This window comes from Herbiconiux ginsengi, from assembly GCF_900107435.1.
GTDB lineage: Bacteria > Actinomycetota > Actinomycetes > Actinomycetales > Microbacteriaceae > Herbiconiux > Herbiconiux ginsengi.
In genome coordinates, this window is sequence record NZ_FNPZ01000003.1 from 257,839 (window position 1) to 270,929 (window position 13,091).

Consider the following 13,091-nt stretch of genomic DNA (forward strand, 5'->3'; position numbering starts at 1 on the left):
TTAGGATGGTCAGCATGTCCGACGGCTCTTCGTTCTACATCACCACGCCGATCTTCTATGTGAACGACGTGCCGCACATCGGGCACGCCTACACCGAGGTGGCCGCCGACGTGCTCGCGCGCTGGCACCGGCAGGCGGGCGATGACACCTGGTTCCTCACCGGCACCGACGAGCACGGCCAGAAGATCTTGCGCACCGCGACGGCCAACGGCATGAGCCCCAAGGAGTGGGCCGACAAGCTCGTGGCCGAGTCGTGGCAGCCGTTGCTCAACACGATCGACATCTCGAACGACGACTTCATCCGCACCACCGACGAGCGGCACGAGGTCAACGTGCAGCTCTTCCTGCAGCGCCTCTATGACGCCGGATTCATCTATACCGGCGAGTACGAGGGCTACTACTGCGTGGGCTGCGAGGAGTACAAGCAGCTCTCCGACCTCGAAGACGGCACCGGGCAGTACGAGGGTCAGCTGGTCTGCAAGATCCACTCGAAGCCCGTCGAACTGCTCAAGGAGCGCAACTACTTCTTCAGGATGAGCGACTTCACCCAGCCGCTGCTCGACCTCTACGAGTCGCGCCCTGATTTCGTGCAGCCCGAGAGCGTGCGCAACGAGATCGTGCAGTTCGTCAAGCGCGGCCTGACCGACCTCTCCATTTCGCGGCAGACCTTCGACTGGGGCATCAAGGTGCCATGGGACGAGACGCACGTCGTCTACGTCTGGTTCGACGCGCTGCTCAACTACGCCACCGCGGCCGGCTACGGCTACGACCAGGAGAAGTTCGACCGGCTCTGGCCGGCCACCCACATCGTCGGCAAGGACATCGCGCGCTTCCACGCCGTCATCTGGCCGGCCATGCTGATGGCCGCGGGGCTCGAGGTGCCGAAGCAGGTCTACGGTCACGGCTGGCTGCTGGTGGGCGGTGAGAAGATGTCGAAGTCGAAGCTCACCGGCATCGCGCCTGAGCAGATCACCGACACCTTCGGCTCGGACGCGTTCCGCTACTACTTCATGCGCGCCATCAACTTCGGACAGGACGGCTCGTTCAGCTGGGAAGACCTCTCGGCCCGCTACCAGGCCGAGCTCGCCAACGGCTTCGGCAACCTCGCGTCGCGCGTGATCGCGATGGTGACGCGCTACCACGGCGGCACCGTGCCCGCGGCTGTGGAGTCGGCGCTGACGGATGCGGATCGTGCCATCCGAGCCACCGAGCGCCGGGCGACCAAGGCCGCCGACGAAGCGATCGAGCGGCTGGCCGTGCACGAAGCGATTGCCCGCGTGTGGGAGCTGGTCGACGAACTGAACGGGTACATCACTCTCCAAGAGCCGTGGGTGCTGGCGAAAGACCCGTCGCAGGCCGACAGGCTGGCCACCGTGCTCAACACCGCGGTGCACGGGCTCGGTACGCTCACGGTACTTCTCTCGCCCGTCGTTCCCGAGGCCGCCGCGAAACTGTGGACGGCGCTCTCCGGAACGGGATCTGTGCAGGACCAGCCGATCCGCTCGGCCTGGGAATGGACGGGCGGCGCGCGCGTCGAACCCCTCGAGGCGCTCTTCCCGCGGATCGAGGTCGACGCGTCGTGACGTCGCTCTCGCCGGCCGAGGGAGAGCCGCCCGCGTACCTCCGCAAGCGGGAGCCCTCCGAGCGCGGCGACCAGACCTATCCGCCGCTGCCGGAGGCGCTCGTGGTGCCGGTCTACGACAACCACACGCATCTCGAGGTGGCCGACGGCGACGATCCGATCGATTACCACGAGCACCTCGACCGAGCCTCCGCGGTCGGCGTGCGCGGTGTCGTGCAGGTGGGTACCGACCTGGAGACGAGCCGCTGGTCGGCTGAGCAGGCCGCCCGGGAACCGCGGATGCTCGCGGCCGTCGCCATCCACCCGAACGACGCGCCTTCCTACGACGAGGCGGGCGGGCTCGACGACGCGCTCGCCGAGATCGCCGAACTCGCCTCCTGGCCGCGGGTGCGCGCCGTGGGCGAGACCGGTCTCGACTTCTACCGCACCGAGTCCGAGGCGGGGATCGCCGCGCAGTACCGCTCCTTCGAGGCGCACATCGCCATCGCGAAGGAGAACGGCATCGCGCTGCAGATCCATGACCGGGACGCCCACCGTGAAGTGGTCGAGACGCTCCGCCGGGTGGGAGCCCCCGAGCGCACCGTGTTCCACTGCTTCTCGGGTGACGCGGAGTTCGCGGCCCTCTGCGCGGAGAACGGGTGGTACATGTCGTTCGCCGGCAACGTCACCTTCAAGAACGCCGGCGCGCTCCGCGAGGCCCTCGACGTGGCTCCGCGCTCGCTGATCATGGTGGAGACGGACGCGCCGTACCTCACTCCCACCCCGTTCCGTGGCCGCCCGAACGCGCCCTACCTGATTCCGCACACCCTGCGCGCGATGGCCGCGCACCTCGGCACCGACGTGTCGATGCTCGCCGCGCAGATCTCCTCGAACACCGAGCTGGTCTACGGGCGCTGGGATGACGACCCGGTGCAGGCCTCGTGAACTCGACCTCGTCGACGGGCGGCGAACCCGCATCCGTCTTCCTGCTCGGCCCGGCCGAGATCCGCGATCTCGCCGCCCTGCTCGACCTCACCCCCACCAAGAAGCTCGGGCAGAACTTCGTGATCGACGCGAACACCGTGCGCAAGATCGTGCGCGTGGCGGGCGTCGAGGCCGGTGACGTGGTGCTCGAGGTGGGGCCCGGGCTCGGATCGCTGACGCTCGGTCTGCTCGAGGCAGGCGCGGAGGTCGTCGCGGTCGAGATCGACCGGCGACTCGCCGAGCAACTGCCGTTGACCGTGTCGCAGCTGGCTCCGGATGCGGCGCTCACCGTCGTTCGCGACGACGCGTTACGCATCCTGTCGCTCCCGTCGTCGCCGTCGCGACTTGTGGCGAACCTGCCCTACAACGTCTCGGTGCCGGTGCTGCTGCACCTGCTCGAGCACTTCCCGTCGATCCTGTCGGGCGTGGTGATGGTGCAGGCCGAGGTCGGGCACCGGCTCGCTGCCGAACCGGGATCGAAGGTCTACGGCTCGCCGAGCGTGAAGGCCGCCTGGTACGGCGACTGGCGCACCGCCGGGAACGTCAGCCGGCAGGTGTTCTGGCCGGTGCCGAACGTCGATTCGGTGCTCGTGGGGTTCTCGCGGGTCGGCACAGGGCTCGACACTGAGGAGCTGCGCGTGCGCACCTTCGAGATCGTCGACGCGGCGTTCCAGCAGCGGCGCAAGATGCTGCGGCAGGCACTGTCGGTGGTGCTCGGCGATTCAGCGCGGGCGTCGGAGGTGCTCACGGCCGCGGGCGTCGCGCCCACCGCACGCGGCGAGGAGCTGACGGTGAACGACTTCTTGGCGGTGGCGCGAGCGTCGCTGACCGCTTGGGAGTAGTGAGTACTCATACCGCTCCGCTCGCACTAGCACGAAAATGAGATAATCTCGATCGTGAAATCTTGGAGCTTCGTATGTCTGTCTCGTTCCGAACCCTCGGCAACCGGATCGTCTCTGCACTTGGCGTCGTGCTGGCATGCGCCGCGTTCTTGAGTGCGCCGAACGCTGCGATAGCTGCCGTCGCTGCCGTCGACGACAGCTACATCGCGAAACCGAATGTATTCTTCAACTCTCCCGTTGACCGAGGGCCACTCGCAAACGACCCGGGGGCCGATCCCGCTTGGTCGATCGCGATAACGAAGGGTCCGAACCATGGCGGCGCCTCGGCGGTCGGGTCAGGAGGTTCCTTCGCATACGCGCCGACTTTCGGGTTCAGTGGTGAGGACTCGTTCAGCTATTGCGTGACAATCAAACCCCAAGTGCTTCCGTGTATGAGTGGGTCGGCGACCGTCCACATCACGGTAAAGCCTACGCTCGACCGGATCGACGGCGCTGACAGGTTCGCCGTCTCGGCCGCCATTGTGTCTGAACTCTTTTCCCCGAACCCCGACGTTGTATACGTTGCCTCGGGCGAGGCCTTTCCCGATGCCCTCTCGGCATCATACGCAGCGGCTTCGCGTGGCGCGCCAGTGCTTCTCGTGGCAAAAGACACAATCCCCGCCCAGGTCAAAAGCGAGCTCGAGCGACTCAGGCCGAAGGAGATAGTGATCATAGGCGGAGAGAACTCCATCGGCGTCGCAGTTCAGGGTAGCCTCGGCGCCTATTCCCACAACGTCCGTAGGATCGGGGGAGCTGATCGGTTTGCGGTGTCTTCTGCGATCTCGGCGGACACGCCTGCGTTGCCAGGATCGATCGTCTGGATCACGTCCGGCACTACCTTTCCCGACGCGCTATCGGGGTCGCCGGCTGCCGCACATATGAATGGCCGTATTCTTCTTATCGCGAAGGACAACGTCCCCGCTGCGATCAAAGCAGAACTCATGAACTTAGCGCCGAGCAAGATTGTCGTGCTTGGAGGTCCGGATTCCATCTCACAGGCCGCTATCGACGAACTGAAGACGGTTCAGCACGATACCACGCGCATCACGGGAGCCGATCGCTTCGACGTCTCGGCCGCCGCCTCGGCGGAGGCGTTCACTAGCACGGGGACTCGCACGGTCTTTGTTGCCTCGGGGGAGGTGTTCCCGGATGCCCTGTCGGGCTCTGCAGCAGCGATCAAGTTCGAAGCGCCCGTGCTGCTTGTCAAGAAGGACTCCATTCCGGCTGCAGTGGAGAGGGAACTCAACCGCTTGAATCCGATTCGTCTGATCGTCCTCGGGGGCGTAAATTCCATCTCTGCAGACGTTTTGACGCGGCTCAGGATGTATCTCGCCGCCTGACTTGATCGCAGTCTAGAAACGTTCGACTCAGCGACGCCAAGCGATCGGGCATTTCAACCGATAGGTGGCCGGGCGTGTGAGGATCGAGGGGTGACCTCGAACGCCGCCACCCCGTTCCCCGTCGGCCTCACCACCCTGCACTGGGGTGAAGCGGATGCGCATCCCCGGGCTTTGCTCCTGCACGGCCTCACCTCGGCCGGCGGAACGTGGTGGCAGGTCGCGAGTGCGCTCGCGGCAGGCGGGTGGTCGGTCACGGCCCCCGACCTGCGCGGGCACGGTGGTTCGCCGCGGACCCTCCGGTATCGACTGGCCGACTACGCCGCCGACGTGCTGGCCCTGGACCCTCCGGCGAGGTCGACGGTGACGGCGTCGACCTCGACCAGCGCAGCGGGCCGGCCGTGGGACCTCGTCGTGGGTCACTCCCTCGGCGGTGCGGTGGCGACGGTCGCCGCCCAAGCGCACCAGGACTGGACACGGGCGCTCCTGCTGCTCGATCCCGTGTTGAGCATGCCTGACGACCAGCACGACGCCGTGATCGCCGATCTGTTGGGAGACCTCGATCACCTCGATGCCGACGATCTCCTGCGCGCCAATCCGCGCTGGCACACCGAAGACGCCGTGCAGAAGGTGACCGCCGCCCGCGTCGTCAGCCCGTTCGTGGTCGAGCGCACGGTGCGGGACAACGTGGGGTGGAACCTCGAACCGGTGGCAGCCCGCATCCGTTCGCACGTACGCGTGCTCGGCGCCGACCCGCAGCTCGGTGCCTCGTTCACCGCGGCCGAGGGCGACCGCCTGTCGGCTGCGTCGCCGGACTCCTTCTCGTTCGCGGTCGTGGAGGGAGCGGGCCACTCGATCCACCGCGACGACCCCGATCGCGTGGTCGCCGAAGCGCGAGCCCTGATCGCCCCCTGAACGGGGGAGGACGGCTCGTGGGATAGGTTGGATGCATGACCACTCGGGGCCTAGAGAAGACCGTGCATGTGCGGGCCCCGGGCAAGATCAACGTGTTCCTCAAGGTCGGCGCGGTGATGGACGACGGATATCACGACGTCGCCACGGCCTACCAGGCGGTCTCACTCTACGAAGACGTCTACGCCTCCCCGGCGAGTGATTTCTCGGTGCGTTTCGGCGGTCACATCGACACCAGCGGACTGGAGACGGATGGCTCGAACCTCGCCATCCGGGCCGCTCGCCTGCTCGCGCGCAAGACCGGTTTTCGCGGCGGCGTGAGCCTCGCGATCGACAAGAACGTGCCCATCGCCGGCGGCATGGGCGGCGGTTCGGCGGATGCCGCGGCGACTCTCCTCGCCTGCGATGCGCTCTGGGGAACCGACGTGGGTCGCGAAGAACTCCTCGTGCTCGCCTCCGAACTCGGGGCCGACGTGCCCTTCGCCTTCACCGGTGGCACGGCGATCGGCACCGGGCGGGGCGACCAGTTGAGCCCGGCACTCGCCAAGGGGCAGTTCCACTGGATCCTCGTGCTGCCCGACCACGGGCTGAGCACTCCCGAGGTGTACCGCGAGCTCGATCGGCACCGTGAACGCCACTCGCAAGACATCTTCCCGGCCCGGGGTCAGCCGGTGGTCGACACCGACGTGCTCCAGGCCCTCCGCGCCGGCGACCCGCACATGCTCGCCGAGTCGCTGCACAACGACCTGCAGGCGCCGTCGTTGCACCTCAACCCGGGGCTCGCAGCCATTCTCGAAGTGGGTGAAGCGAACGGTGCGCTGGCCGGACTCGTCTCCGGATCGGGCCCGACGGTCGCCTTCCTCACTGCCGACATCGACAGCGCCCTCGAATTGCAGATCGCCCTCTCCGCGGCCCGCTACCACGTCGTGCGGGTGACGGGTCCGGTGGCCGGGGCCCGCATCGTCGGCGACTGACGCGCCCGCTAGCGAGCCGCTGCGGCCGAGCCCCGTCCGCTCGCTAGAGTGACGCCATGCGCACAGTGTTCGGGGTCATCCGCATCATCGCGGCCGGGATCATCATCGCTGCGATCGTCGGTCAGTTGATCTACAGCATCGAAGTCGTCCCCGACATCCCGTTCTTCCTCGTGAACTTCTTCAGCTACTTCACGATCCTCTCGAACGCGCTCGCCGCGATCGCGCTGTTGATCGGCGCCTACTACTCGTTCACCGTGCGTCGCGATCCCCCCTGGTACAACCTGTCGTTGGCCGCCGTGGTGACCTACATGGCCACCACGGGAGTGGTCTACAACCTGCTGCTGCGCACCATCACGCTCGAACAGGGGCGCACGCTCGCCTGGTCGAACGAGGTGCTTCATCTCATCGCGCCGATCTACATCGTTCTGGTCTGGCTCCTGACACCGGGCAAGTCGCCGTTGAAATGGACGTCGATCTGGGCGATCATCGCGTTCCCGATCGTCTGGGTGGTCTACACGATGATCCGCGGCCCTCTCGTCGGCTGGTACCCGTATCCGTTCCTCAACCCCGCACAGCCGGGCGGATACGGCGCGGTCATCGTCTACGTGGTCGCCATCGCCGGCTTCATCGGGCTGATGGCCTGTGCGGTGATCGGCCTCAGCCGCACCCGCATCCTCCGCAGCTGAGGTCGCGCTCCGGCGCTACCATCGGTGCCATGGTCGATTACCGAGATCCCGGGCCCCTCGAGTTCGATGCCGTGATCCTGCGCAACACGGAGGTCGTGAACTCCACCGCGTGGGTGGCTTTCCCCCACAGTGTGCCCGAGCTCTTCGGCGTGAAAGGACGCGTGCCCGTCGTGGCGACCTTCGACGGCGAGCCCTATCGCGGGTCGCTCATGAAGATGGGCGGTGGAGACACCCACCTGCTCGGGATGCTCCGCGAGATCCGCGAGACGATCGGCAAGCAGCCCGGCGACACGGTGCACGTCACGGTGGCGCTCGACACCGCGCCGCGCACGATCGAGCTGGCTCCGGATGCGCGGGCGGCTCTCGAGGAGTCGGGTCGGTCGGCCGCATTCGACGCCCTCAGCTACAGCCACCAGCGCGAATACCAGCAGTGGATCGAGGGCGCGAAGCGACCCGAGACGCGTGCCTCCCGCATCGAGAAGATGACGGAGATGCTCGCGACCGGCGCGCGCCTCAAGTAGTCGGGCGTGAGGTAGAAACTACTCAACCGGCAAGGCCGGGTGGGCGGGTTACGGTTGCCGGGTCAGAGATCCGATCCGAGAAAGGCGACCCGATGGGCACGCTTCCCCCCAAGCCGCGACCGTAGCACGTGGCGGCGGGCCGGCCTCCGATCACCGGGCCGGCCCGCTTCCGGGTCGAGTCAGGTCAGGCCGGGAAGCGCGGGTCGTACGGGTCGGGGGAATCGACGGCTGTGGCATCCGTCGCCGGAGGCGCGTCGCCGATCCAGAGGTCGAGTCGGGCACCGCTCAGCACGGTGGGGCGGGGGCCGGCCGGGTCGTCTTCGTCGTTGTCGTTGTCGTCGAGGAGCTCCGGATGCTCCGCGACGGCGATCGGGGTGTCGCTTGCGAACACGACCACGTTGTCGACCGGCGGATGCCCGAACGGCTCGGTGTCGAGCACGACCGCGACGTGCTCGAAGAGTGTCGCGAGGGTCGCAGCCTGCCCCCGGGCGTAGTCGAAGGTGCCGCCGTCGAGCAGGTTCACGGCCATCACGCCGCCGGGCGACATCCGGGCCGACACGAGCGTGTAGAACTCGGCACTGGAGACGTGCGCGGAGACGCGCGCCGCATCCCAGAGGTCGACGATCGTGAACGGGACGTCACGCCAGCCGGTCTCGGGCGTCGTCGTGGCGGCGAGTTCGCGCGCGTCGCCCCAGAGCATCGTCACGTCGGCGCCGGGCGGCAGGGGCAGTGCCTCGAGCACGGCCTCGCCCAGGGTTCGCTCGTACTCCACCACGATCTGGGGCGAGCCTGGCCGCGTGGCCGCGACGTAGCGCGGCAGCGTGAGCGCGCCGGCGCCGAGATGCACGACGAGGAGCGGTGTGCCCGTGGGAGCGGCAGCGTCGAGCATCCGCGCGATATGCCGCACGTAGGGGTAGTCGAGCAGCTCGGGGTAGGCCAGCGAGACGCGCGATTGCGGGATGCCCCCGACGATCAGCTCGTAGCTCTGGCTCTTGCGGTAATAGAGCACCAGTTCGGCCCGGTGGTGCGCCAGGTCGAGCGTGAAGGCGCGGCGGTCGGCGTGCATCCGCATAGTCTAGGCGCGGGCCGGCGGGCCGAGCAGCCGGGTCTCGGGCAGGGGGCTGACCGCACCCGCAGGCCGCTCCCGAGCGGAGCGGGTAACCTCGACGGGTGGCTCATCTCCTGGGCGCTGAGGCGCTCCATCTCGAATACCCGACCCGAGTCATCTTCGACTCCGTCACGCTGGGCCTGAACGAAGGTGACCGCGTCGGCATCGTCGGGCGCAACGGCGACGGCAAGTCGACCCTGCTGAAACTCCTCGCCGGGCGCATCGAACCCGACGGAGGCCGCGTCACCCGGCGCCGAGGCGTCACGCTCGGCATGCTCGACCAGGCCGACACCGTCGACTCGGCGCTCACCGTCGCTCAGGCCGTGGTGGGCGACATCGACGAGCACGTCTGGGCGGGTGACGCGAAGATCCGCGACGTCATCGGTGGACTCCTCTCCGACTTCGACTGGCACGCCGTCGTCGGCACCCTTTCCGGGGGACAGCGCCGCCGTGTCGCGCTCGCTGCCCTGCTGGTGGGCGACTGGGACGTCATCTTCCTCGATGAACCCACCAACCACCTCGACGTCGAAGGAATCGCCTGGCTCGCCGAGCACCTCAAGCGGCGCTGGTCGGCCGGCAGCGGCGGCCTCGCGGTCGTGACCCACGACCGGTGGTTCCTCGACGAGGTCTCGACCGCCACGTGGGAGGTGCACGACCGCATCGTCGAGCCCTTCGAGGGCGGTTACGCGGCTTACATCCTGCAGCGTGTCGAGCGCGACCGGATGTCGGCCGCCACCGAGTCCAAGCGCCAGAACCTCATGCGCAAGGAGCTCGCCTGGCTCCGCCGCGGGGCCCCGGCACGCTCGACGAAGCCGAAGTTCCGGATGGACGCGGCCGCCGAGCTCATCGCCGACGAGCCGCCGCCCCGCGACACCGTCTCGCTCACGCAGATGGCCACGGCCCGCCTCGGAAAAGACGTCGTCGACCTGCTCGACGTCTCGGTCTCCTTCGACGACAAGCTCGTGCTGAAGGATGTCGAGTGGCGCATCGCTCCCGGCGAGCGCACCGGCATCCTGGGCGTGAACGGGGCCGGCAAGAGCACGCTCCTCGGTCTCGTCACCGGCACGGTGCAGCCCACGACCGGGCGCGTGAAGCACGGAAAGACCGTGAAGATCGCGAGCCTCACCCAGCAGCTCTCCGAACTCGAAGACGTCTGGAACGACCGGGTCAGCGAGGTGATCGGGCGCCAGCGCACCTCCTACATCGCGGGTGGCAAGGAGCTCACGCCCGGCCAGCTGCTCGAGCGTCTCGGCTTCACCAGCGCACAGCTCTCCACCCCCGTGAAAGACCTGTCCGGCGGTCAGAAGCGCCGCTTGCAGCTGCTGCTCATCCTCCTCGACGAGCCGAACGTGCTCATCCTCGACGAGCCCACCAACGACCTCGACACCGACATGCTCGCGGCCCTCGAAGACCTGCTCGACTCCTTCCCGGGCACGCTGCTCGTGGTGTCGCACGACCGGTATCTGATCGAGCGCGTCACCGACCAGCAGTACGCGGTGCTCGACCACAAGTTCCGCCACCTGCCGGGGGGCCTCGAACAGTATCTGGCGCTCCGCAAGTCGGGGGCAGCATCCGCTGCTACCGCCGCGTCGGATCAGAAGGCGACGGATGCCCGTGACGCCGAGGCCGCGAAGCCCGCCTTGAACGGCGCCGAGCTCCGCAACGCGCAGAAGGAGCTGGCGTCGCTCGAGCGGAAGATCGCGAAGTACACCGAGCAGATCGATGCGCTGCACGTGCGCATCGCCGAGCACGACCAGTCCGACTACCAGGGCCTCGGGGTGCTCACGGCCGAGGTCGCGCCGCTCGAGCGCCAGATCGCGGAGTTCGAGACCCGCTGGCTGGAGCTCTCCGAACTCCTCGGCTGAGGTCGGTGGAGCCCCGCAGGCGCTCGCTGCTCAGGCCATGTCGAGGGAGAGGCGGCGGAGGAGGCCGGCCAACCGGTCCTGATCGGCTTTCGACAGGCCCGCGAGGAGTTCCGTCTCGGCCGCCACGAGGTGCGAGATCGCGGCATCCACCCGGTCGCGTCCTTCGGCGGTCATCGACACCAGCACGCCGCGCCCGTCGTTCGGATGCGTGCGCCGCTCCACGAGACCGCGCCGCACCATCCCGTCGATCCGGTTGGTCATCGTGCCGCTGGAGACGTAGGTCTGCTCCAGCAGCGCCTTCGGGCTGAGCTCGTGCGGATACCCGGCACGACGCAACGCGGCGAGCACGTCGAACTCCCAGGGCTCGAGATCCGCGGTGGCGAAGGAGGCTCGGCGGGTCTTCTCCAACTGCTTGGCCAGCCGGGTCACGCGCGACAGGATCTTCAGCGGTGAGAAGTCGAGACCGGGGTGCTCGCGCATCCAGGCTTCGACGATCTCGTCGACCGTGTCGCGGCTTTCCCTGGAGTTCATCCCCCCATTATCCTCGCGGCCGTCGCTTCGTGGCGGCGCGCGTCTGGCAGACTTGTTCTCTGCCGGTGCGTCCGGCGGTCCGCCTTGGTGTAATGGCAGCACGACAGCCTTTGGAGCTGTTAGGTCCAGGTTCGAGTCCTGGAGGCGGAGCGGTTTGGGTTGCGCCGTGTGGTCTCGGTCGGTTTTCCTTTCTGCCTTCGGTTGGGCTTCGCCCAAAGGCGGCCGAAAGAAAAACCGACCGAGACCACACGGCTCGCCCACCTTGAAGAGTGAAAGAGGCACGCATGACTGACGAAAGACTCGCCATCGTGGTCTTGGCAGCGGGCCAGGGAACGCGGATGAAGTCCCGCACCCCCAAGCTGCTGCACGAGATCGCGGGCGTTCCGCTGATCGGGCACGTGCTCGCGACCGCGGGGCAACTGGATGCCGCCTACACCGTCACCGTGGTGCGGCACGAACGTGATGCCGTGCAAGAGGTCGTGCACGACCACTTCCCCAGCTCGCTGATCGTGGACCAGGACGAGGTGCCCGGCACGGGCCGTGCGGTCGAGCAGGCCGTCGCCGCCCTCCCCGCCGACTTCGAGGGCGACGTGCTCGTCGTGAGCGGCGACGTTCCGCTGCTCGACGCCGCGACACTCGGGCAGCTGATCGAGGCGCATCGCGCGAGCCACGCCACCGCCACACTGCTGTCGGCCGTGCTCGACGAACCCGCAGGTTATGGTCGCATCGTGCGCACCGACGACGGCATGCTCGACCGCATCGTGGAGCACAAAGACGCCACCGACTCCGAGCTCGCCATCAGCGAGATCAACGCCGGTGTCTACGTCTTCGGGCTGGCCGAACTCCGCGACCAGCTCGCGCAGGTCACCACGGCCAACGCGCAGGGCGAGAAGTACCTCACCGACGTCATCGGTCTTCTCCGTCGGGCCGGTTCGGATGTCGCGGCGGTGCCGGTGAGCGAACCCTGGCTGGTCGCCGGCATCAACGACCGCGCCCAACTCAGCGACGCCGCCGCGAAGCTCAACGCGCTGATCGTGCGCGGCTGGCAGCTGAACGGCGTCACCGTGGTCGACCCGGCGACGACATGGATCGACCTCAAGGCGAGCCTGGCCGAAGACGTCACGATCCTCCCCGGCACCCAGATCAAGGGCGCGACGAGCATCGCCCGGGGTGCGATCGTGGGCCCCGACACCACCCTCGTCGACTGCGAGGTCGGCGAGAACGCGGTGGTGAAGCGCACCGACGCGACCCTCAGCGTGATCGGCGCCGGCGCATCCGTCGGTCCGTTCGCGTATCTCCGGCCCAACACGGTGCTCGACGCCGACGGCAAGATCGGCACCTTCGTCGAGACCAAGAACTCGCACATCGGCGCCGGCAGCAAGGTGCCGCACCTGTCCTACATCGGTGACACGGAGATCGGCGTCGGCTCCAATGTGGGCGCCGGCACCATCACCGCGAACTACGACGGCGTCAACAAGAACCGCACCCAGGTGGGCTCGCATGTGCGCACCGGGTCGCACAACGTGTTCGTCGCCCCGGTTAGAATCGGAGATGGCGCCTACACGGGTGCAGGGACGGTCGTCCGTAAAGACGTCCCGTCCGGTGCGCTCGCGATCACCGTGGCTCCTCAGAGGAACATGGCCGGCTGGGTCGAACAGAACCGGCCCGGAACGGATGCGGCGACGGCGGCGCAGGCGGCCGGGTCGCAGTCCGATTCCGCGGCCGAATAGC

12 protein-coding genes and 1 tRNA gene are annotated in these 13,091 nt (G+C 67.7%); 11 read left to right on the forward strand and 2 right to left on the reverse strand.

The window, feature by feature from the left end; all coding sequences use genetic code 11:
• Window positions 1-14 precede the first annotated feature (14 nt).
• The 8 genes from metG (at window position 15) to BLW00_RS13960 (ending at window position 7,856) form a co-directional block, all read left to right on the forward strand.
• A complete protein-coding gene (metG, locus tag BLW00_RS13925; protein ID WP_092555170.1) occupies window positions 15-1,583 on the forward strand; it encodes a methionine--tRNA ligase in 1,569 nt (522 codons plus the stop codon).
• Window positions 1,580-2,506, forward strand: a complete 927-nt coding sequence (locus tag BLW00_RS13930) for a TatD family hydrolase (protein ID WP_245741592.1) — start codon at window positions 1,580-1,582, stop codon at window positions 2,504-2,506. Before metG ends, BLW00_RS13930 begins: the two co-directional genes overlap by 4 nt.
• Window positions 2,503-3,387 (forward strand): 16S rRNA (adenine(1518)-N(6)/adenine(1519)-N(6))-dimethyltransferase RsmA, encoded by an 885-nt coding sequence (rsmA, locus tag BLW00_RS13935; protein WP_175494281.1) that lies wholly within the window; start codon window positions 2,503-2,505, stop codon window positions 3,385-3,387. Before BLW00_RS13930 ends, rsmA begins: the two co-directional genes overlap by 4 nt.
• Window positions 3,388-3,461: 74 nt before the next feature.
• Window positions 3,462-4,766, forward strand: coding sequence for a cell wall-binding repeat-containing protein (locus tag BLW00_RS13940; protein WP_092555174.1), 1,305 nt, complete (start codon window positions 3,462-3,464; stop codon window positions 4,764-4,766).
• Between the two features lie 90 nt (window positions 4,767-4,856).
• A complete protein-coding gene (locus tag BLW00_RS13945; RefSeq protein WP_175494282.1) occupies window positions 4,857-5,678 on the forward strand; it encodes an alpha/beta fold hydrolase in 822 nt (273 codons plus the stop codon).
• 35 nt (window positions 5,679-5,713) lie between these two features.
• A complete protein-coding gene (locus tag BLW00_RS13950; protein ID WP_092555178.1) occupies window positions 5,714-6,649 on the forward strand; it encodes a 4-(cytidine 5'-diphospho)-2-C-methyl-D-erythritol kinase in 936 nt (311 codons plus the stop codon).
• A 56-nt stretch (window positions 6,650-6,705) separates the two neighbouring features.
• Complete coding sequence (locus tag BLW00_RS13955; RefSeq protein WP_092555180.1) at window positions 6,706-7,335, forward strand: Pr6Pr family membrane protein; 630 nt, start codon at window positions 6,706-6,708, stop codon at window positions 7,333-7,335.
• A gap of 29 nt (window positions 7,336-7,364) precedes the next feature.
• Window positions 7,365-7,856: a YdeI/OmpD-associated family protein gene (locus BLW00_RS13960; protein WP_092555182.1), complete on the forward strand. Its 492-nt coding sequence runs from the start codon at window positions 7,365-7,367 to the stop codon at window positions 7,854-7,856.
• 184 nt (window positions 7,857-8,040) lie between these two features.
• On the opposite strand, the gene BLW00_RS13965 is transcribed toward BLW00_RS13960, so the two are convergent.
• Window positions 8,041-8,922 (reverse strand): spermidine synthase, encoded by an 882-nt coding sequence (locus BLW00_RS13965; protein ID WP_092555184.1) that lies wholly within the window; start codon window positions 8,920-8,922, stop codon window positions 8,041-8,043.
• Window positions 8,923-9,026: 104 nt separating this feature from the next.
• Between BLW00_RS13965 and BLW00_RS13970 the strand changes: the two genes are divergently transcribed.
• Window positions 9,027-10,829 carry an ABC-F family ATP-binding cassette domain-containing protein gene (locus BLW00_RS13970; RefSeq protein ID WP_092555186.1) on the forward strand — a complete coding sequence of 601 codons (1,803 nt, stop codon included), beginning with the start codon at window positions 9,027-9,029 and terminating at the stop codon, window positions 10,827-10,829.
• 30 nt (window positions 10,830-10,859) lie between these two features.
• On the opposite strand, the gene BLW00_RS13975 is transcribed toward BLW00_RS13970, so the two are convergent.
• Complete coding sequence (locus BLW00_RS13975; protein WP_092555188.1) at window positions 10,860-11,360, reverse strand: MarR family winged helix-turn-helix transcriptional regulator; 501 nt, start codon at window positions 11,358-11,360, stop codon at window positions 10,860-10,862.
• 78 nt (window positions 11,361-11,438) lie between these two features.
• Between BLW00_RS13975 and BLW00_RS13980 the strand changes: the two genes are divergently transcribed.
• Window positions 11,439-11,510: transfer RNA gene (locus tag BLW00_RS13980), tRNA-Gln, on the forward strand.
• 134 nt (window positions 11,511-11,644) lie between these two features.
• Window positions 11,645-13,090 carry a bifunctional UDP-N-acetylglucosamine diphosphorylase/glucosamine-1-phosphate N-acetyltransferase GlmU gene (gene glmU, locus BLW00_RS13985; protein WP_092555190.1) on the forward strand — a complete coding sequence of 482 codons (1,446 nt, stop codon included), beginning with the start codon at window positions 11,645-11,647 and terminating at the stop codon, window positions 13,088-13,090.
• Window position 13,091: the final 1 nt, after the last annotated feature.

Bases quoted from the DNA above. Each gene is read 5' to 3' on its own strand.
- metG (WP_092555170.1), top strand. From the start codon at position 15: ATGTCCGACGGCTCTTCGTTCTACATCACCACGCCGATCTTCTATGTG.
- BLW00_RS13940 (WP_092555174.1), top strand. From the start codon at position 3,462: ATGTCTGTCTCGTTCCGAACCCTCGGCAACCGGATCGTCTCTGCACTT.
- BLW00_RS13950 (WP_092555178.1), top strand. From the start codon at position 5,714: ATGACCACTCGGGGCCTAGAGAAGACCGTGCATGTGCGGGCCCCGGGC.
- BLW00_RS13955 (WP_092555180.1), top strand. From the start codon at position 6,706: ATGCGCACAGTGTTCGGGGTCATCCGCATCATCGCGGCCGGGATCATC.
- BLW00_RS13960 (WP_092555182.1), top strand. From the start codon at position 7,365: ATGGTCGATTACCGAGATCCCGGGCCCCTCGAGTTCGATGCCGTGATC.
- BLW00_RS13965 (WP_092555184.1), bottom strand. From the start codon at position 8,922: ATGCACGCCGACCGCCGCGCCTTCACGCTCGACCTGGCGCACCACCGG.
- BLW00_RS13975 (WP_092555188.1), bottom strand. From the start codon at position 11,360: ATGAACTCCAGGGAAAGCCGCGACACGGTCGACGAGATCGTCGAAGCC.
- glmU (WP_092555190.1), top strand. From the start codon at position 11,645: ATGACTGACGAAAGACTCGCCATCGTGGTCTTGGCAGCGGGCCAGGGA.